Below are 20,997 nucleotides of genomic sequence, written 5' to 3'. Positions count from 1 at the left end.
AGCTGAGTTTGACCGTTTCTTATACATATTGGTTTTCCCTAAACTTCTGCTTTATCTTGTTTTCTAAATTTACTTTCAGTTATAATAGGAACAAGTGATGATGGACGGGTATGAGACTAGGAGGATATAGATTTTGAAAAAGAAAAATACAGAAAACGTTAGAATTATCGCCCTTGGCGGTGTCGGAGAAATTGGGAAGAACCTTTATGTCATTGAAATTGACTCAGACATATTTGTTGTTGATGCCGGCCTTATGCATCCAGAAAACGAAATGCTCGGTATTGATGTTGTGATTCCTGACATATCATATTTGATTGAACGGGCTGACCGCGTCAAGGCAATCTTTTTAACGCACGGGCACGATGAAAATATCGGCGGCGTTTTTTACTTATTAAACAAGCTTTCCGTTCCCGTTTACGGAACAAAGCTGACGCTTGCACTGTTAAGAGAAAAATTAAAACAATACGGACATAACCGAAAAACTGATTTAAGAGAAATTCACTCCAAATCTGTCATTACATTTGAATCGACAAAAGTATCGTTCTTTAGAACGATTCACAGCATCCCTGATTCTGTAGGTGTAAGTTTTAAAACATCACTTGGATCTATTGTATGCACGGGAGACTTCAAATTTGACCAAACACCTGCACTTAATCAAACGTGCGACATTGGCGAGATCGCCAAGATCGGCAATAGCGGCGTGCTCGCCCTGCTTTCTGACAGTGCAAATGCGGAACGTCCGGGTTATACCCCTTCGGAAGCAGCTGTCAGCGGCGAAATTTCGGACGCGCTGTATAATTCAGATAACCGGGTGATTATTGCTGTTTTTGCATCCAATATTAACCGGATTCAGCAAGTCATTCATGCTGCGGCTCAAAATGGCAGAAAGATTGCCGTTGCCGGAAAAAATCTTCAATCTGTCCTGCAGCTGGCAAGAAAGCTCGGATATATTGAAGCAGATGATGAACTGTTTATTTCTGTGCAGGATGTCAAGAAATATCCGAAGCGCGAAGTGGCCATTATTACAGCCGGCAGCCAAGGTGAACCGTTAGCTGCCCTGACAAGAATGGCAAACAAAGCTCACAAACAGCTGAACATTGAAGAAGGGGATACGGTTGTGATTGCGTCCACACCAATCCCTGGGCAGGAACTCATTTATTCTAAAACAGTAGATCTTCTCGCGAGAGCCGGTGCACAAGTCATCTTTGCTCAAAAGCGTGTCCATGTATCTGGCCACGGCTCACAAGAAGAGTTAAAGCTGATGATCAATCTGCTTAAACCAAAATATTTAATTCCTGTAAACGGCGAATACAGAATGCAAAAAGCTCATTCGAAAATCGCTGAAGAAATCGGCATGAAGCGCAGTGACATTTTCTTAATTGAAAAAGGAGACGTTGTTGAATTCCGCGGCCAAAACGTAAAAATTGGGGATAAAGTTCCGTACGGCAATATTTTGATTGATGGTTTAGGTGTCGGTGATATCGGCAATATCGTATTGCGAGACCGCCGCTTACTTTCACAGGACGGGATTTTAATCGTTGTCATTACACTTGATAAACAAAAGAAACATCTTGTATCAGGACCAGAAATTATCACGCGCGGTTTTGTTTATGTAAGAGAGTCTGAAGGCCTTATCGTACAGGCTACTGAGCTTGTCCGCTCTATCGTGACAGAAGCGACAGAAACATCAAATGTTGAATGGTCAACGCTGAAGCAGGCAATGCGGGATGCGTTGAACCAATTCCTATATGAAAAAACGAAACGTAAACCGATGATCATCCCAATCATTATGGAAGTATAATATCTGAATAAAGGCCGGAGCTGCTCCGGTCTTTATTTTTTTGCCTTTCAAGACGGGATTGAATTGAGTATCTTTGTTCATAATACAAAGAGAAACTCGGAAAGGGTGAAAGCGAGATGGATCATCGTATGGAAAACACAGAAGAAGAGCGTTCTGACAAAAATGATGCGAAAGACAGCATTATGAATAAAATACAGCAGCTTGGTGAAACGACGCTCCCGCAGCTGTCCCAAGATACAAATATTCATTGTCTGACCATTATCGGACAAATAGAAGGCCATGTTCAGCTTCCTCCGCAAAACAAAACAACAAAATATGAACATGTCATCCCGCAAATTGTCGCAATTGAACAGAATCCCAAAATTGAAGGCTTGCTGATTATATTAAATACTGTGGGAGGAGATGTTGAAGCGGGTCTTGCGATAGCTGAAATGCTCGCATCTTTATCAAAACCGACCGTTTCTATCGTGCTTGGCGGCGGGCATTCTATCGGCGTTCCGATTGCAGTATCCTGTGATTATAGCTATATCGCTGAAACAGCAACAATGACGATTCATCCCGTTCGGCTGACCGGACTGGTCATCGGTGTGCCGCAAACGTTTGAATACCTGGATAAGATGCAAGAAAGAGTTGTAAAATTTGTGACAAGCCATTCTAATATAACCGAAGAGAAGTTTAAAGAGCTGATGTTTTCAAAAGGAAATTTAACACGTGACATCGGAACAAATGTAGTCGGCAAGGATGCAGTTGAATACGGACTGATCGATCACGCTGGCGGTGTCGGACAAGCGATTAATAAGCTAAATGAGCTCATTGAGGAAGCAAGGGCAGAAGAAGGACGGATGATTCAATGATTCTGTATACCGTGATGCCACAGGAAATTGTGTTTGCGGAACAGAACCAGGAGACAAGCGTTCATGAGCAAATTGAGTATAAAGGTGTGCCGCTTCTTGTCGAGATGAAAGGCAATGAAGCGGAAGTCATTCAAATCATGAGCACAAATCCAATGCATTTTCTGCACCCAGACATTTCTCCGGGACAAAGGCTTAAATTAAACGTATAAGATCCACCCCTTTTTTAAGGGCAAAATATGCTATAATAGGGGAATCCTACAGAAAAAACGCAGCCTGTAAACGGCTGCTTTCTTCATTATGTATGAACTTACATTTTTTAACGCAGTAAGGTGATGAGTGTGGCAAAGAAAAAACGAAAATCAAGAAAAAAACAGGCGAAACAGCTCAATATAAAATACGAACTCAACGGATTGCTGTGTATAGCCATTTCAATTATCGCGATTCTGCAGCTGGGGGTAGTCGGCCAAACCTTTATTTACTTGTTCCGCTTTTTTGCTGGAGAGTGGTTTATTTTATGTTTGTTAGGTTTATTGGTGTTAGGTGTCTCGCTGTTTTGGAAGAAGAAAACGCCAAGCCTATTAACGAGACGAAAGGCTGGGTTGTACTGCATCATCGCAAGCATATTGCTGCTTTCTCATGTGCAGCTATTTAAAAATTTGACGCACAAAGGGTCTATTGAGTCCGCAAGCGTGGTGCGCAACACGTGGGAATTGTTTTTGATGGACATGAATGGCAGCTCCGCTTCACCTGATTTGGGCGGAGGGATGATCGGTGCGCTGCTGTTTGCGGCTTCACACTTTTTGTTTGCGTCTACTGGTTCTCAGATCATGGCGATTGTCATGATTTTGATCGGAATGATTTTAGTTACAGGTCGCTCTCTTCAAGAAACGCTGAAAAAGTGGATGAGCCCGATTGGCCGCTTTATAAAAGAACAATGGCTTGCATTTATTGATGATATGAAATCCGTCAAAACAAATATGAAGTCATCGAAAAAAACGAAGGCGCCTAGCAAAAAACAAAAGCCGGCCCGCAAAAAACAGCAAATGGAACCAGAGCCTTCTAATGAAGAGGAGGACCAGGAAACGGCATCGCCTCTTATTCATTCAGAGCCGATTATCTCAAGCTTTTCAGATCGTAATGAAGATGAAGAATCTCCAGTCTTAGAAAAGCGAGCTGAACCTGTATCAGAGCCGCTTCAGGACATCCAGACTGAAACAGGTGATCAGGAAACTGTTTCTGCTCCTCCTATGACCTTTACGGAGCTTGAAAATAAGGATTACGAGATGCCGTCACTGGATTTACTGGCCGATCCAAAGCATACCGGCCAGCAGGCTGATAAAAAGAATATTTATGAAAATGCAAGAAAGCTCGAACGCACCTTCCAAAGCTTTGGCGTAAAGGCGAAAGTTACACAGGTTCATCTCGGGCCGGCCGTAACCAAATATGAAGTGTATCCCGATGTCGGAGTGAAGGTTAGCAAAATTGTCAATTTAAGCGATGACTTAGCGCTTGCACTTGCTGCGAAGGATATCAGGATTGAGGCGCCTATACCAGGGAAATCAGCAATCGGAATTGAGGTTCCGAACGCAGAAGTGGCAATGGTATCACTGAAGGAAGTGCTCGAGTCTAAATTAAATGACAGACCGGATGCGAAACTGCTAATTGGACTCGGCCGTAATATTTCAGGTGAAGCTGTATTGGCTGAGTTAAACAAGATGCCCCATCTTTTGGTCGCAGGCGCAACCGGAAGCGGGAAAAGCGTTTGTGTTAACGGCATCATTACAAGCATCTTGATGCGTGCGAAACCGCATGAAGTGAAAATGATGATGATCGATCCTAAAATGGTAGAGCTGAATGTCTACAACGGGATTCCGCATTTGCTTGCTCCGGTCGTAACCGATCCGAAAAAAGCGTCACAGGCTTTGAAAAAAGTTGTCAATGAAATGGAGCGGCGGTACGAATTATTTTCTCATACAGGTACAAGAAATATTGAGGGATACAATGATTATATAAAACGCGCCAACAATGAAGAAGGAGCGAAACAGCCGGAGCTGCCGTATATCGTTGTGATTGTGGACGAGCTTGCCGATCTCATGATGGTCGCTTCATCTGATGTGGAAGATTCGATTACGAGATTGTCCCAAATGGCGCGGGCTGCCGGCATCCATCTCATTATTGCGACACAGCGGCCGTCGGTTGACGTTATCACAGGGGTCATCAAAGCGAATATTCCGTCACGAATCGCGTTCAGTGTTTCTTCACAGACGGATTCAAGGACGATTCTTGACATGGGTGGCGCTGAGAAGCTGCTCGGACGAGGCGATATGCTGTTTTTGCCTGTCGGGGCTAATAAACCCGTCCGGGTGCAGGGAGCATTTATGTCGGATGACGAAGTGGAGAAGATCGTCGACCATGTGATTACGCAGCAGAAAGCGCAATACCAGGAAGAAATGATTCCTGAGGAGACAACGGAAACACATTCCGAGGTTACCGATGAGCTTTATGATGAAGCTGTTGAATTAATCGTTGGCATGCAGACGGCATCTGTTTCAATGTTGCAAAGAAGATTCAGAATCGGTTATACGCGAGCGGCGCGCCTGATTGATGCAATGGAGGAAAGAGGCGTTGTTGGGCCGTATGAAGGCAGCAAACCTAGGGAAGTCTTATTATCAAAAGAGAAATATGATGAGCTCTCTTCTTAATGAAGGGAGTTCAGTTTTCTGCAGTTACCAATAATAACATTATGTAAACTAACAACCTTTCTATTTATTTTTTCGACAAAACATGATATAGTTGTCCCAATTGTTCAATAATTTTTATCGAAAGTGGTTTACGGAGGGGAAACATGTCTACAAAAGCTGATAATCGGCACTTGTATTTAAAAGTGATTGAACGAATTAAAGAGGATATCAAAAATGGCATCTACACTGAGAAGGAAAAGCTGCCTTCTGAATTTGAGCTTTCCAAAAAGCTGGGTGTCAGCAGAGCGACGCTAAGAGAAGCCTTGCGGATACTGGAAGAAGAGCATGTGATTATCAGAAGGCATGGTGTAGGCACTTTTGTCCATTCTAAGCCGTTATTTCTTTCGGGCATTGAACAGCTGAACAGTGTAACCAAGATGATAGAACAGGCAAATTTGACACCTGGCACGATTTTTCTATCATCGCAAGTGCTTATGCCGTCTGAAGATGATATCAAGAGATTTCATTTGGCAGAAGGGCAAGAACTTTTTTACCTCGAACGAGTCAGAACAGCTAACGGACAGCCGATTGTGTATTGTATAGACAAAATTCCGATGGATATTTTGCCGAATTCTTTTTCTCATCAGCAAGAATCTATGTTTGATTTGCTTGAAAAAAATTCAGGCTCCGTGATCAGCTATGCAGTAACTGATATTGAACCGATCGGCTATCATGATACGATTTCTCCAGTGCTGGAATGCGATCCGGAAACAGCTCTCCTGCTGTTAAAACAAACCCATTACGATCAGCACGATCAACCGGTGCTTTACTCATTAAATTATTTTAGAGCGGATAAATTCAGATTTCATGTTTTGCGTAAACGATTCTAAAACGGACGCCTGTGATGTGTCTGTTTTTTTATTTGTCTTTTTACATACTTTCACTCGGGTTAACGCAACATATAAGGGATGACAAGAAAGTGAATGGGTGAAAATGTTGAGAGAGAAAAATGGAATGAAAAATATTATTGCATTGTCCTCCGTACCGCTTGTGATGACACTCGGGAACTCCATGCTGATTCCCGTTCTGCCGATGATGGAGAAAAAGCTGTCGGTGACTTCATTTCAAGTGTCTTTAATCATTACTGTATATTCGGTCGTGGCAATTATTTGCATTCCGATTGCGGGGTATCTGTCAGATCGATTCGGGAGAAAAAAAATATTGCTGCCATGCCTCCTCATTGCAGGATTAGGAGGGGTGGTCGCTGCTTTTGCCTCCACCTATATGAAAAATCCTTACGCTATGATTTTGGCGGGCCGGGTTCTTCAAGGCATCGGTTCTGCAGGTGCAGCTCCTATCGTCATGCCGTTTATCGGCGATTTGTTTGAAGGAGACGATGAAAAGGTCAGCGCCGGTCTTGGCGATATTGAAACCGCCAACACATCTGGGAAGGTACTGAGTCCCATACTTGGCGCTTTACTGGCTTCCTGGTACTGGTTTGTACCGTTTTGGTTTATTCCGTTTTTCTGTTTAATCAGCTTTTTGCTCGTGTTGTTTCTGGTGTCTAAGCCTGAAGAAGATGAAGATGCACCAGCGGTTTCTGAGTTTGTCAAGAGTGTGCGGAAAATCTTTAAACAGGACGGGCGCTGGCTTTATACGGTCTTTATTATCGGGTGTGTGATTATGTTTTTGTTATTCGGCGTATTATTTTATTTGTCAGATACGCTGGAGAACAAGTATGCCATTGACGGAGTGGCTAAAGGCGGATTACTGGCAATCCCACTTTTGTTTCTATCAACCAGTTCTTTTATAGCTGGCAAAAAGATCGGTAAAGATAAAGGGCGCATGAAATTTTGCGTTGTTACGGGAATGGTTATGTTAACCCTGTCGTTTATTGCTTTGTGGTGGAACCACAGTTTTTATTTTTTATTTGCCTTTTTAAGTTTTGGCGGGATTGGGATCGGAATGGCTCTCCCTGCTTTAGATGCACTGATAACCGAAGGCATTAAAAGTGAGCAATGCGGAACCATTTCCTCCTTTTACAATAGCATGCGCTTTATAGGAGTAGCTCTCGGTCCTCCTGTGTTTGCGGCGTTAATGTCTAATGCAAACTGGCTGATTTTCATTCTATCGGCGTTTTGCAGCATTGTTTCTTTATTTCTAGTGCTCTTTACTGTGGATGCTAAAAAAAGTGAAGAGGAAGAAAAAAACTTAGGGACGGTCTAGCCAACCGTCTTTTTTTGCTGTGAAGGCCGGATGCTGTCATTTAGCGGAAAGTCATTCTCTCTTGCAGTTTGCATTTTTCATTCTTTGAGGCTTAAACAGCAGCCTTTCAGAATGAAAAAGGATTAACCTATACAGCCTCTGTCTTGTCAGGCGGAGGTTATTGTTTCCTTATAAATCCTACAGTTGCTATAATTACATGAAAGAGTGTTTCTGCGTATGCTGAAAATTGGTCATAATACATACTAATAAGAAATGAACGAAGGAGGTTCCATATGTCATATGTAAATGAAGTCAAAACAAAGCACGGCGGTTTAACCGCGCACATTGTAGAAACAGAAAAATTCAAAACCGTCTCGCTTATTTTTAAAATGCTTGCGCCGCTGACAAAGGACCAAGTCACTAAAAGAGCACTGCTTCCGCATGTGCTTCTTCGCGGAACAAAAAAACATCCGAAAACAGCAGAATTGCGCTCTTATTTAGATGAACTGTACGGCACGTCAGTTTCGGCGGATCTTTCGAAAAAAGGAGAGCGGCACGTCATTACGCTCAGGCTTGAAATCCCGAATGAAAAATATTTAAAAGATCAAACGCCGCTTCTTGAAAAAGGACTGCAGCTTCTCGCAGAAATCGTCTTTTCACCTGCTCTTGAGGGAGGCGTATTTCAATCACAATATGTGGCTCAAGAAAAACGGACGCTCAAGCAAAGAATCCAAGCGGTCTATGATGATAAAATGCGCTATTCGAATTTAAGGCTGATACAGGAAATGTGCAAAAATGAGCCTTACGCGCTCCATGTCAATGGCGAAATCGACGATGTTGATGCCATTACGGCTGATCAATTGTATGAAACATACCAAAGCGCGATCCAAAAAGACCAGCTTGATCTTTATGTTGTTGGCGATGTGGACAGTAACCAAGTGCAAACGTCAATTGACAAGTATTTTCAAACAGAAGAGCGCACCCTCGCAACGATTGAAAACAATCAAGCTGAGCAAAAAGCCCAGCCTAAAGAAGTGATTGATGAAGAAGATGTCAAACAAGGAAAGCTGAACATAGGCTACCGCACCGATATCACTTATACGGATCAGGATTATCCTGCCTTACAAGTGTTTAACGGACTGTTCGGCGGGTTCTCTCATTCCAAGCTTTTCATCAATGTTCGGGAAAAAGCCAGTCTTGCTTACTACGCCGCTTCTCGAATAGAAAGTTTTAAAGGCTTGTTAATGGTGATGTCGGGCATTGAAGTGAAAAATTACGAACAGGCTGTTTCTATTATTGCTGAGCAATTTCAGGCAATGAAAAACGGCGACTTCAGTGAGCAGGACATCGCTCAGACAAAGGCCGTCATTCGAAATCAAGTGCTGGAAACCATTGATACTGCGTACGGTTTATCTGAATTTTTATACCAGCAGGCCGCTGCTCAGGTCGATATTCCAATCGAAGACTTTCTTGCCAATATCGAGCAGGTCACAAAAGAGGATATCATGAAAGCCGGCGAAAAGATTCAGCTTGATACGACTTATTTCTTAAAAGGGACGGAGGGTGCATCTTGATCAAACCAATCGAATATGAACAGCTTCAGGAGACGCTGTACCATGAAAAAATGCCAAACGGCCTTGATGTTTACGTTTTGCCGAAAAAAGGCTTCAACAAGACATATGCGGTCTTTACAACAAAGTACGGCTCTATAGATAACCGGTTTGTCCCTTTAGGTAAAAATGAGATGGTCCACGTGCCGGACGGCATTGCCCATTTTCTTGAGCACAAGCTATTTGAAAAAGCGGACGGAGACGTTTTTCAAGATTTTAGCAAACAGGGCGCTTCTGCCAATGCGTTCACGTCATTTACAAGAACGGCTTACCTTTTTTCAAGCACATCAAATGTTGAACGCAATTTAGAGACACTGATCGATTTTGTGCAGGACCCATATTTTACTGAAAAAACGGTTGAAAAAGAAAAAGGGATTATCGGGCAGGAGATTAACATGTATGACGACAACCCTGATTGGAGGCTTTACTTCGGTGTCATTGAAAACATGTACAAAGAACATCCTGTCAGAATTGACATAGCCGGAACAGTGGAAAGCATTTCACATATTACAAAAGACCTTCTTTATGAATGCTATGAAACGTTTTATCACCCGAGCAATATGCTCCTCTTCATTGTTGGCCCAGTAGATCCTGAAACGATCATTTCTCAGGTAAGAGAAAATCAGGAAAGAAAGCCGTATACTGATCAGCCGGAGATCAAACGGGAGGAAGTACAGGAGCAAGAAGCGGTTTTCCGAAAAGAAAAAGAGATCAAAATGAACGTGCAGGGACCGAAATGCCTTGTCGGGCTGAAATCAAAGAACCCTTTTAAATTAGGCAAAGAGCTGTTAAAGCATGAACTTTCAATGAACTTATTGCTTGAATCTCTTTTCGGCAAAAGCTCTGCCCAGTACGAAACACTTTATGAAAAAGGGTATATTGACGAAACGTTCAGCTTTGATTTTACTGCAGAATATGGGTTTGGTTTTGCGGCGATCGGAGGCGATACGCCGGAACCTGATCAATTGGCTGAAGACATTTCAAGCATGCTTCTACGCGCTGGTGAACTGATTACTGCTGAAAAGATTGAACTTGCCAGAAAGAAAAAGATCGGTTCATTCTTAAAGGCGCTGAATTCACCTGAATACATTGCCAATCAATTTACCCGTTATGCTTTCTTGGATATGAGCCTGTTTGACGTCGTAACGGTACTCGAGCAAATTACCCTCGAGGATGTCCAGCAAGTCATACAAGAGGAAATTGCTGCAGACAGACTGACCGTCTGCAAGGTTGTTCCTAAATCATAAACAAAACATCCCTCCAGTGTGAGGGGTGTTTTTCTGCGGAAAGAAGGAAAGAGGATGAACAAAACAGCACTAATCACCGGAGCAAGCGGCGGCATTGGCAAAAGCATAAGTGAAACCCTTGCGGCAGATGGATATAATTTGCTGCTGCATTACAATACAAATCAAAACGCGGCAGCGGAGCTTGCTGAAAAACTAAGAGAGACGTTTGGCGTGCATGCTGAAATTTTACAAGCCGATCTGTCCGCGCCAGAAGGAGCAGATAAGCTGGCAGGTTCAATTGTTCAGCCGATTGATGCGATTATTTTAAATAGCGGAAGAAGCCATTTTGGGCTGATTACGGATGTGGATAATGCAACGGTCCAGGAAATGGTTCAGCTCCATGTGGCGAGTCCTTATATGCTGACGAGAAACCTTCTTCCAGGCATGATCCGGAAGAAATCAGGAGCAATTGTGGCTGTCAGTTCTATTTGGGGAGAGACTGGAGCATCTTGTGAAGTGCTGTACAGCATGGCAAAGGGAGCTCAGCACTCGTTTGTAAAAGGACTGGCTAAAGAGCTGGCGCCAAGCGGAATCAGAGTAAACGCCGTAGCGCCAGGCGCGGTTGATACACATATGATGAATCAATTCACCCCGTCTGAAAAAGAAGAGATCGCTGATGAGATCCCGATCGGCCGGCTGGCCCGGCCGCAAGAAATTGCGGATGCAACAGCTTTTCTCCTGTCTGAAAAAGCGTCATATATCACTGGCCAAATTTTGTCGGTGAATGGCGGCTGGCACTGCTGATCCGAAAATATTCGGTGTATAGTTTCTTTTGCGAAGGACACAATAATCTTGTAACTTCACATGAAATGGAGGAAACAAGCATGTCAGTATTAGAAAACTGGGATAGCTGGAAAAACTTCCTTGGCGACCGTCTGAACTATGCGCAAGATCAAGGTATGAGCCAAGATACTATTACAGATCTTGCGACAGAAATCGGCAGCTACTTGGCTAATGAAGTGGAATCTAAGAACGAGCAGGAAAAAGTGCTGGCAGATCTTTGGAGCGTAGCATCAAAAGATGAACAGCACGCCATTGCCAATATGATGGTTAAGCTTGTTGAAAATAACAGCACTCACTAGGAAGAGAGGGGATTTTTCCTCTCTTTTTTATGTTTTCCTTATCACAGCAACATTCTTCTTTCTAATTAGAGAAAAATGCTTTATGATAAAGGAAGGTAAAATTTTGCCACAATGAAGGGGGTATATCATTTGGCAAAGCTCGAATGGTATTTTGAATATGAAATTCAAGTGAACCGCCCCGGACTGCTCGGGGATATTTCATCTCTTCTTGGGATGCTTTCTATTAACATCGTAACGATAAACGGCGTCGATCTTTCCAGAAGGGGAATGCTCCTCAGGTGCCGCCATATAGATCAAATTAAACGATTAGAATCAATCTTAAAAACGATGGAAACAATTAAAGTAACGAAGCTGAGAGAACCAAGGCTTCGCGACCGTCTTGCCGTACGCCACGGCCGTTACATTCAAAGGGATGCCGATGACAAGAAAACGTTCCGCTTTGAACGGGACGAGCTAGGCTTATTAGTCGATTTTATGGCCGAACTATTCAAAAAAGAAGGCCATAAGTTAATCGGAATTCGTGGTATGCCGCGTGTCGGGAAAACAGAATCAATTGTGGCCTCCAGCGTGTGTGCAAGCAAAAGGTGGCTTTTTGTGTCATCAACCTTGCTGAAGCAGACGATAAGAAGCCAGCTGATTGCCGATGAATACAGCACTGAGAATGTCTTTATTGTTGACGGAATTGTGTCAACACGAAGAGGGTCAGAACGCCATCTCCAGCTGGTCAGAGAAATTATGAGGCTGCCTGCAACAAAAGTGGTGGAGCATCCAGACATATTCGTTCAAAATACAGAGTATACACTAGATGACTTTGATTATATTATTGAACTGAGAAATGACCCTGATGAGGTTATTACATATGAACATGCCGAGGAACCCCAAATGTTTGATCAATCCGGGTTTTCAAGCTTTGATTTTTAAAATTGGAAGGTGTTTGTTGTGACTGAACTAGGAATCCGGCTCAAAGAAGCCAGAGAGGAAAAAGCAATGTCATTGGATGATCTCCAAGCGGCAACAAAGATTCAAAAAAGGTATTTAACCGCCTTGGAGGAAGGAAACTATGACATTATTCCGGGGAAGTTTTATGTTCGGGCATTCATCAAGCAATATGCAGAAGCCGTCGGGCTAGATGCGGATCAGCTGTTTGAGGAGCATAAAAAAGATATCCCGAATACGTATCATGACGATGTGTCTGAAAAGATCTCCGGCATGAATCTTCAAAAGGAAATGCCAAAGCCAGCATCTAAGGCGCTGGAGCTGCTGCCAACAATACTTGTGATTCTCGGCGTGATTGTCGTAATTGCGATTGTGTACGCGATCATTCAATTTGCGAATCATAAAAACAGCGATGATAACAATGCGGCATCTGAAAAATCAATTACGCAAAGTGAAAGCAAGTATGAAATCCCTAAAGATTCAACACTAAAAGAGAATCAAAATAACAGCTCTGAAAAAGAGGCAGACACTAAAAAAGAAACAAAAGAAAATGAAGATAAAAAAGAAGAAAGTGACAGTGATAAACTGGAGATTAAAGCGGCTGGCACTGAAGGATCGTTAACGACTTATGAAGTGTCCGGCGCTGATAAAATCGAGCTTGAACTGAAGGCATCAGACAGCTCTTGGGTTCGAGTGCGCGATGAAAACAGCAGCTCGTTAAAAGAGGGAACGCTCAAAAAAGACGAAACCTATAAAAAAGACATAACTGATCAGAAACAAGTTGAAATCCGCACAGGATATGCACCTAATCTGAAAATAAAAATCAACGGTAAGGTTCTTTCTTATGAACTTGATCCGAATGATGTGATGGCACAAACCATTAAGATTGTAAATAAAAAGGAAGAAAAGTCATCTTAATTACCAGATGACTTTTCTTCACGTCCGAGTATGAAACTGGAGGGGCTTTATGTTTAACTTACCAAATAAAATCACACTAGCTAGAATCGCATTAATCCCAATCTTCATGATTATCATGCTGGCGCCGTTTGACTGGGGCAGGCTCGAATTTGGAGACGAATCGATCCCGGTCGCACACTTGGCGGGCGCTATTTTATTTATTATTGCATCCACAACAGACTGGGTGGACGGGTATTATGCCCGAAAACTGAATCTCGTGACAAACTTCGGGAAATTTCTTGATCCGCTTGCGGATAAACTGCTTGTATCCGCAGCGTTAATTATCCTTGTTCAATTTGATCTTGCTCCAGCTTGGATGGTCATTGTGATTATCAGCCGGGAGTTTGCCGTCACAGGTTTAAGGCTTGTCTTAGCCGGAACAGGAGAAGTAGTAGCTGCTAATATGCTTGGTAAAATTAAAACCTGGGCACAAATCATTGCGGTTTCCGCATTGCTTCTTCATAATCTTCCGTTTGAACTTGTGTCATTCCCGTTTGCTGACTTAGCGCTATGGGTAGCTGTCTTCTTTACTGTCGTATCAGGCTGGGAATATTTCTCTAAAAACTGGGAAGCGCTAAAAACATCTAACTAAGAAAGAAGGACTTACGTCATGGGATTTCCAAAAAAAGCAGAAATTATTGCAGTCGGTTCAGAGCTGTTGCTTGGCCAGATCGCCAATACAAATGCTCAATTTATCAGTAAACAGCTCGCTGAGATCGGAGTTAACGTATTTTATCATACAGCAGTCGGAGATAATCCGGAGCGGCTGAAGCAAGTCATCCGCATTGCTGAAGAACGCTCTGACTTCATTATTTTTTCAGGAGGTCTCGGACCGACAAAAGATGATCTGACGAAAGAAACGATTGCAAACGCGCTGGGACGTCCGCTCGTATTAAATGATGAAGCGTTCCAATCCATTGAGGACTATTTCAAACGGACCAAACGCACGATGTCACCTAATAACCGCAAACAGGCGCTTGTGATCGAAGGATCTGACGTACTGGCGAATCACTTTGGAATGGCGCCGGGAATGCTCACAGAGCATGAATCGCGCTTTTATATGCTTCTTCCTGGGCCACCAAGCGAGTTGCGTCCAATGTTTGAAAATGAAGCAAAGCCTCTTCTGCTGAAAAAGATGGGCTCAAATGAAAAAATTGTTTCAACTGTTCTTCGCTTTTTCGGTATCGGCGAATCTCAGCTTGAAGCCGATTTGGAAGACATTATTGATGCACAAACGAACCCGACAATCGCCCCTTTGGCGGCTGACGGAGAGGTGACGCTGCGACTGACAGCCAAACATGCTGACGAAAAGGAAACAGAGCGTCTGTTAAAAGAAACAGAGGCTGTTATCTTAGAACGAGTCGGTGAATTTTTCTATGGCTACGATGATACTTCCCTTGTAAAAGAGCTTTCTAAAGCATGTAAGGAAAAAGGCATTACGATTTCCGCGGCGGAAAGTTTTACCGGCGGGCTGTTTTCTGAATGGCTGACGGATCTTAGCGGGGCTTCAAAATTATTTGCCGGCGGCGTCGTTTGCTATACAAACGACGTGAAGCAGAATGTGCTTGGCGTCAAGAAGGAAACATTAGATCGTTTTGGCGCGGTCAGCAAGGAGTGCGCATCAGAGCTGGCAAAGGGTGTTCAAAAGCTCACTGGCAGCGACATCGGCATCAGCTTTACCGGTGTAGCAGGACCTGATACTCAAGAAGGGCATGAGCCTGGACATGTGTTTATCGGTATTTCAGCAAATGGAAAAGAAGAGGTTCACGAGTTTCACTTTGCCGGCTCCAGAACGGGAATCAGAAAACGAGGCGCTAAATACGGCTGCCATTTAATCTTGAAGCTTTTAGAGCAAAAATAATATTTTCAGCACATTATCCTCCTAAGAAAACATGATTTCTCTGATGCATTATGATATTTTGATAGAAATCACGCCAGGAAAAAATCCGAATATGCGTTCGCTTTTTTCTTGGCAAATCCCTTCAAACAGGGTATAGTATATGTAGTGGTAACATAAAGGAGGAAAAAATAGAATGAGTGATCGTCAGGCAGCCTTAGATATGGCTCTTAAACAAATAGAAAAACAGTTCGGTAAAGGTTCCATTATGAAACTGGGAGAAAAGACAGATACAAGAATTTCTACTGTCCCAAGCGGCTCCCTCGCTCTTGATACGGCACTGGGAATTGGCGGATATCCGCGCGGACGGATTATTGAAGTATACGGTCCTGAAAGCTCAGGTAAAACAACTGTTGCGCTCCATGCGATTGCTGAGGTTCAGCAGCAAGGCGGACAAGCCGCGTTTATCGATGCGGAGCATGCGTTAGATCCGGTATACGCGCAGAAGCTCGGAGTCAACATCGAAGAGCTCTTACTGTCTCAGCCTGATACAGGCGAGCAGGCGCTTGAAATTGCGGAAGCGTTGGTTCGAAGCGGTGCAGTTGACATTGTCGTAGTCGACTCTGTGGCGGCTCTCGTTCCGAAAGCGGAAATTGAAGGCGACATGGGAGATTCACATGTCGGTTTACAAGCACGCTTAATGTCTCAAGCGCTTCGTAAGCTTTCAGGGGCCATTAACAAATCGAAGACAATTGCGATTTTCATTAACCAAATTCGTGAAAAAGTCGGCGTTATGTTTGGAAACCCGGAAACAACTCCTGGCGGCCGTGCGCTGAAATTCTACTCTTCCGTGCGTCTCGAAGTGCGCCGTGCTGAACAGCTGAAACAAGGCAACGACGTAATGGGGAACAAAACGAAAATCAAAGTCGTAAAAAACAAGGTGGCTCCGCCGTTCCGTACAGCCGAGGTTGACATTATGTACGGAGAAGGCATCTCAAAAGAAGGCGAAATCATTGATCTTGGAACTGAACTTGATATCGTGCAAAAAAGCGGTTCATGGTACTCTTATGAAGAAGAGCGTCTTGGACAAGGCCGTGAAAATGCAAAACAATTCCTGAAAGAAAATAAAGATATCATGCTGATGATCCAGGAGCAAATTCGTGAACATTACGGCTTGGATAATCACGGAGTAGTGCAGCAGCAAGCTGAAGAGGCACAAGAAGAACTCGAATTTGAAGAATAAAAATATAATAAGTTTGAAATGATACAAAAGGCTGAGTGAAAAACTCAGCCTTTTTGTATTTTGCAAAAAAATGATAAAAATATTGCTTTTTTTGACAACTTTTTCAGTGCTTTATTCGTCTAACAAAACGTGTGCAAAATGGAATTTATTTTGGGAGGAAAAAATGAATGACAAGCCCAACCCGCAGGAGAACTGCAAAACGCAGACGGAGAAAACTAAATAAAAGAGGCAAACTTTTGCTTGGTCTTTTAGCAGTGATGATTTGCTTTACGATTTGGAATGCGCTTCATCGAAATAGTGAAGAAAACGAGCCATCTCAAGAAACTGCAGCAGTTTCAGATACCAGTCAGAAAAAAGAAGTCAAAAAGAAAACCGCCAAAAAAACAGAGGAACAAATCAAAACAGTCGATCGTAATCAAAAAATAAGCAATTATTTAAATGAGATCGGTTTCAGCGGAACAGCCATGATTGTCAGAAATGGAGAAATCGTAACAAGTAAAGGTTTTGGTTATGCAGACCGTAAACATCACATTCAAAATAATCCATTGACATCTTTTTATATCGGTTCGTCACAAAAAGCGCTGATTGCAACCGCAATTTTGCAGCTTGAGGAAAAGGGGAAACTTCAGACAAGTGATCCGGTAAGCACGTATTTACCTCATTTCCCTAACGGACAAACGATTACTTTGAAGAATCTGCTTACACATACATCGGGAATAAACGGACATATTGAAGGAAACGGCGCAATCACTCCGGAAGATTTAGTAAAAGACATAGAACGTCAGGGAATCAAACGCCAGCCGGGCGTATGGGACTATAAGGATTCCAACTATTCTGTTCTCGCTTATATTGTTGCTGAAGTGAGCGGCGAGTCCTATGAACAATACATAACGAATCATATTTTTAAACCGGCGGGAATGACGCATGCAGGCTTTTATAAAACATATAATAAAGAACCTTATCCTGCTGTCGGGTATAAGCTGAAGGGCGGCAGAACGTTTACACCGTATATGCCTGATTTATCCCAGCTGTATGGGGCCGGTGATATATATATGAGTGCTATAGATATGTACAAATTTGACCAAGCGCTGATAGACGGCAAACTGTACTCGCCAAAAAGCTATGAAAAGATGCTGACACCAGGGAGCAGCTCTACATACGGTATGGGATTTTATGTTGCTCCCGGAAGCTATTCAAACCATGGTGTCATGCCGGGCTTCAACATCTTGAACAGCTTTAGCAAATCTGGGCAAACGATTGTAGTTTTGTTCTCAAACATTCAAAATAACGCTAAACTCGGCCAAGTGAACAATAAAATATACCAGCTTTTGAATCAAGAATAATTCATGATCTTCTTTTGGAAGGATTGCATTCGGCACGCTAAAAGGCATCTGGTCGCAATCGTTAAGATGGCAAGCTTGACAAGTATTTCCGACACATTTACAATGAAGTTGTAACATTTGTTTTTTTAACATGATTGTTAAACCATTTAAACTTGACAAGGGCGATGAAAATACTCATTCCCTGTGAAGGTTCTGTATGTTGAGAAAACTAGACAATGTACATGCCGACACTTATTTAAGCAACAACCAAGTTCATAGCAAGAGGAGGTGAAAGTATGACCCCAATTATGATGGTTCTCATCTCCATTTTGCTGATTCTACTCGGTTTAGTTGTTGGCTACTTTGTTCGTAAAACCATTGCCGAAGCGAAAATTGCGGGCGCACGCGGTGCAGCCGAGCAAATTCTTGAAGATGCAAAGCGTGATGCTGAAGCACTGAAAAAAGAAGCTCTGCTTGAAGCAAAGGATGAAATCCACAAACTTCGAATAGATGCTGAACAGGAAGTTCGTGAAAGACGAAATGAGCTTCAAAAACAAGAAAACCGTTTACTCCAAAAGGAGGAAAACCTTGATCGCAAACATGAGGGAATTGATAAACGGGAAGCGATGTTGGAGAAGAAAGATCATTCTCTGAATGAACGACAACAACATATTGAAGAGATGGAAAGCAAAGTGGATGAGATGATTCGTATGCAGCAGTCAGAGTTGGAACGAATTTCGAGTCTGACTCGTGATGAAGCAAAACAAATCATTCTTGAGCGGGTTGAAAACGAGCTTTCACATGACATCGCCATCATGACAAAAGAAACTGAAAACCGTGCGAAAGAAGAGGCGGATAAGAAAGCGAAAAACATTCTTTCACTCGCCTTACAGCGCTGCGCAGCGGACCACGTTGCCGAAACAACGGTATCAGTTGTCAATCTTCCAAATGATGAGATGAAAGGACGTATCATCGGACGGGAAGGGCGTAACATTCGTACGCTTGAAACGCTGACAGGTATTGACCTGATTATTGATGATACACCTGAAGCTGTCATTCTTTCCGGATTTGATCCGATCAGACGTGAGACAGCAAGGATTGCTCTTGATAAACTCGTTCAGGATGGCCGTATTCATCCGGCACGGATTGAAGAAATGGTTGAAAAATCTCGCCGCGAGGTCGATGACTATATTCGTGAGATGGGTGAGCAAACGACATTTGAGGTTGGCGTTCACGGCCTCCACCCAGATCTCATCAAGATCCTCGGCCGCTTAAAGTTCCGTACAAGCTACGGTCAAAATGTGCTCAAGCATTCCATGGAAGTCGCATTCTTGGCCGGTCTAATGGCATCGGAGCTTGGAGAAGACGCAAAGCTTGCTAAACGTGCGGGCCTTCTTCACGACATCGGAAAAGCAATTGACCATGAAGTAGAAGGAAGCCACGTTGAAATCGGGGTAGAGCTTGCGACCAAATATAAAGAGCACCCAGTCGTGATTAACAGTATTGCATCACACCACGGGGATGAAGAGCCGACTTCTATTATCGCTGTGCTGGTAGCTGCAGCAGATGCACTTTCCGCTGCAAGACCTGGCGCAAGAAGTGAGACGCTCGAGAATTATATTCGAAGACTTGAAAAGCTCGAAGAAATTTCTGAGTCCTACGAAGGTGTAGAAAAATCATTTGCGATTCAGGCTGGACGCGAAGTGCGCATTATGGTGAAGCCGGATTCAATTAATGATCTTGAAGCTCATCGACTGGCGCGAGATATCCGTAAGCGAATTGAGGACGAGCTTGATTATCCAGGTCATATTAAAGTGACGGTAATCAGAGAAACTCGAGCCGTAGAGTATGCAAAATAAAGTGATGCGCTAAGCATCACTTTATTTTTTTGACGGCCAAGGAATTTTCAAGAAGAAAGGATTTACAAAATGAGAATTTTATTTATCGGAGATGTTGTCGGTTCACCGGGCCGTGACATGGTCAAAGAATATGTACCAAAGCTAAAAACAAAATATAAGCCTCACTTTACCATTATTAATGGTGAAAATGCTGCACATGGAAAAGGCCTGACAGAAAAAATTTATCACAGCTTAATCCAAGCCGGTGCAGATGCAATCACAATGGGGAACCACACATGGGATAAAAAAGAAATTTTCGATTTTATAGATGACGTTCCGAACTTGGTTCGCCCCGCAAACTTTCCAGAGGGAACACCGGGAAAAGGGATAACCTATGTGAAAGCAAACGGCAAAGAGCTTGCCGTCATTAATTTACAGGGACGCACGTTTTTACCGCCGCTTGATGATCCGTTTTTAAAAGTGGATGAATTGATTGTAGAAGCTGCGAAAAGAACACCGTACATTTTTATCGACTTCCATGCTGAAGCGACAAGTGAGAAGCTCGCACTTGGCTGGTACACGGATGGACGGGCATCAGCTGTTGTTGGAACTCATACACACGTGCAAACAGCGGATAACCGCATTTTGCCGAAGGGTACAGCATATATTACTGATGTAGGAATGACTGGCCCATATGACGGTATACTGGGGATGGACAGAGAGACGATTATCAAGCGCTTCAAAACAAACCTTCCAGTGCGTTTTACTGTCGCTGAAGGAAAAACAACACTGAGCGGTGTTGTCATCGACATCGATGATCAAACGAAAAAAGCCGTTAAAATCGAACGTATTTTAATCAATGATGATCACATGTTCTTTGAATAATTGAACATATGGTTATTTTATAAAAATATTAAAAAGAAAAGCAGGAATATAGCAACTCCTTAGTGAATATAGTAAAAATGGAAGGTAGCCCGCTATTTTTGAAAAGCATTGTGGGGATGGCTTTTTGGATAGCAACATCTAATAATGATTGTTCTAATGAACACTCACTTATCCATTGTAAAACTAAGGGGGAGCAGAAATGGAAATCTTAAAAGTTTCAGCAAAATCGAGTCCAAATTCAGTGGCAGGTGCGCTTGCAGGTGTGTTAAGAGAGCGAGGGGCCGCCGAGATTCAAGCAATTGGAGCGGGTGCATTAAACCAAGCTGTAAAAGCTGTGGCGATTGCCAGGGGATTTGTGGCGCCTAGCGGCGTAGATTTGATTTGTATTCCGGCTTTTACTGATATTCAAATCGATGGTGAAGAAAGAACGGCGATTAAATTAATCGTGGAGCCTCGCTAA

Annotated in this window: 19 protein-coding genes; all 19 read left to right on the top strand. The window is 43.0% G+C overall.

Annotated elements, in window-relative coordinates:
* Nucleotides 1-133 precede the first annotated feature (133 nt).
* Nucleotides 134-1,801, top strand: coding sequence for a ribonuclease J2 (gene rnjB, locus CVV77_RS03910; protein WP_019258427.1), 1,668 nt, complete (start codon nucleotides 134-136; stop codon nucleotides 1,799-1,801).
* A 116-nt stretch (nucleotides 1,802-1,917) separates the two neighbouring features.
* Nucleotides 1,918-2,655 carry a translocation-enhancing protein TepA gene (gene tepA / locus CVV77_RS03905; protein ID WP_084992421.1) on the top strand — a complete coding sequence of 246 codons (738 nt, stop codon included), beginning with the start codon at nucleotides 1,918-1,920 and terminating at the stop codon, nucleotides 2,653-2,655.
* Complete coding sequence (locus CVV77_RS03900; protein ID WP_003238462.1) at nucleotides 2,652-2,864, top strand: YlzJ-like family protein; 213 nt, start codon at nucleotides 2,652-2,654, stop codon at nucleotides 2,862-2,864. Before tepA ends, CVV77_RS03900 begins: the two co-directional genes overlap by 4 nt.
* 129 nt (nucleotides 2,865-2,993) lie before the next feature.
* The gene (spoIIIE, locus tag CVV77_RS03895; protein ID WP_003238460.1) at nucleotides 2,994-5,357 is read left to right on the top strand and encodes a DNA translocase SpoIIIE; all 2,364 of its coding nucleotides are present in this window, start codon (nucleotides 2,994-2,996) and stop codon (nucleotides 5,355-5,357) included.
* A 143-nt stretch (nucleotides 5,358-5,500) separates the two neighbouring features.
* On the top strand, nucleotides 5,501-6,226 hold the full coding sequence (locus CVV77_RS03890; protein WP_003238458.1) for a GntR family transcriptional regulator: 726 nt from the start codon (nucleotides 5,501-5,503) through the stop codon (nucleotides 6,224-6,226).
* A gap of 124 nt (nucleotides 6,227-6,350) precedes the next feature.
* Entirely contained in the window at nucleotides 6,351-7,562 is a 1,212-nt protein-coding gene (gene bcbE, locus CVV77_RS03885) for a bacillibactin exporter BcbE (RefSeq protein ID WP_080010808.1), read from the top strand.
* 272 nt (nucleotides 7,563-7,834) lie between these two features.
* Nucleotides 7,835-9,115 (top strand): EF-P 5-aminopentanol modification-associated protein YfmF, encoded by a 1,281-nt coding sequence (gene yfmF, locus CVV77_RS03880; RefSeq protein ID WP_088110913.1) that lies wholly within the window; start codon nucleotides 7,835-7,837, stop codon nucleotides 9,113-9,115.
* A complete protein-coding gene (gene yfmH, locus CVV77_RS03875) occupies nucleotides 9,112-10,398 on the top strand; it encodes an EF-P 5-aminopentanol modification-associated protein YfmH (protein ID WP_003238452.1) in 1,287 nt (428 codons plus the stop codon). The genes yfmF and yfmH overlap by 4 nt, the downstream gene beginning before the upstream one ends.
* Before the next feature lie 54 nt (nucleotides 10,399-10,452).
* Nucleotides 10,453-11,181, top strand: a complete 729-nt coding sequence (gene ymfI, locus CVV77_RS03870) for an elongation factor P 5-aminopentanone reductase (RefSeq protein WP_100274693.1) — start codon at nucleotides 10,453-10,455, stop codon at nucleotides 11,179-11,181.
* 80 nt (nucleotides 11,182-11,261) lie between these two features.
* On the top strand, nucleotides 11,262-11,519 hold the full coding sequence (locus tag CVV77_RS03865; RefSeq protein ID WP_003238448.1) for a DUF3243 domain-containing protein: 258 nt from the start codon (nucleotides 11,262-11,264) through the stop codon (nucleotides 11,517-11,519).
* A 129-nt stretch (nucleotides 11,520-11,648) separates the two neighbouring features.
* Complete coding sequence (locus CVV77_RS03860) at nucleotides 11,649-12,440, top strand: DUF3388 domain-containing protein (protein ID WP_003220998.1); 792 nt, start codon at nucleotides 11,649-11,651, stop codon at nucleotides 12,438-12,440.
* A gap of 18 nt (nucleotides 12,441-12,458) precedes the next feature.
* Nucleotides 12,459-13,373, top strand: a complete 915-nt coding sequence (rodZ, locus tag CVV77_RS03855) for a cell shape determination protein RodZ (protein WP_003238446.1) — start codon at nucleotides 12,459-12,461, stop codon at nucleotides 13,371-13,373.
* Nucleotides 13,374-13,422: 49 nt separating this feature from the next.
* The gene (gene pgsA / locus CVV77_RS03850; RefSeq protein ID WP_003238444.1) at nucleotides 13,423-14,004 is read left to right on the top strand and encodes a CDP-diacylglycerol--glycerol-3-phosphate 3-phosphatidyltransferase; all 582 of its coding nucleotides are present in this window, start codon (nucleotides 13,423-13,425) and stop codon (nucleotides 14,002-14,004) included.
* Nucleotides 14,005-14,022: 18 nt separating this feature from the next.
* Nucleotides 14,023-15,273 (top strand): competence/damage-inducible protein A, encoded by a 1,251-nt coding sequence (locus tag CVV77_RS03845; RefSeq protein ID WP_100274692.1) that lies wholly within the window; start codon nucleotides 14,023-14,025, stop codon nucleotides 15,271-15,273.
* A gap of 172 nt (nucleotides 15,274-15,445) precedes the next feature.
* Entirely contained in the window at nucleotides 15,446-16,492 is a 1,047-nt protein-coding gene (gene recA, locus CVV77_RS03840) for a recombinase RecA (protein WP_003238440.1), read from the top strand.
* A 167-nt stretch (nucleotides 16,493-16,659) separates the two neighbouring features.
* Nucleotides 16,660-17,835, top strand: a complete 1,176-nt coding sequence (locus CVV77_RS03835; protein ID WP_100274691.1) for a serine hydrolase domain-containing protein — start codon at nucleotides 16,660-16,662, stop codon at nucleotides 17,833-17,835.
* A gap of 275 nt (nucleotides 17,836-18,110) precedes the next feature.
* Nucleotides 18,111-19,673, top strand: coding sequence for a ribonuclease Y (rny, locus tag CVV77_RS03830; RefSeq protein WP_003221010.1), 1,563 nt, complete (start codon nucleotides 18,111-18,113; stop codon nucleotides 19,671-19,673).
* 69 nt (nucleotides 19,674-19,742) lie between these two features.
* A complete protein-coding gene (gene ymdB / locus CVV77_RS03825; protein WP_100274690.1) occupies nucleotides 19,743-20,537 on the top strand; it encodes a 2',3'-cyclic-nucleotide 2'-phosphodiesterase in 795 nt (264 codons plus the stop codon).
* 199 nt (nucleotides 20,538-20,736) lie between these two features.
* The gene (gene spoVS / locus CVV77_RS03820) at nucleotides 20,737-20,997 is read left to right on the top strand and encodes a stage V sporulation protein SpoVS (protein WP_003154135.1); all 261 of its coding nucleotides are present in this window, start codon (nucleotides 20,737-20,739) and stop codon (nucleotides 20,995-20,997) included.

The sequence above is a fragment of the Bacillus sp. SN1 genome (assembly GCF_002796895.1).
Lineage (GTDB): Bacteria > Bacillota > Bacilli > Bacillales > Bacillaceae > Bacillus > Bacillus inaquosorum.
This window is presented reverse-complemented; position numbering and strand designations above follow the sequence as displayed.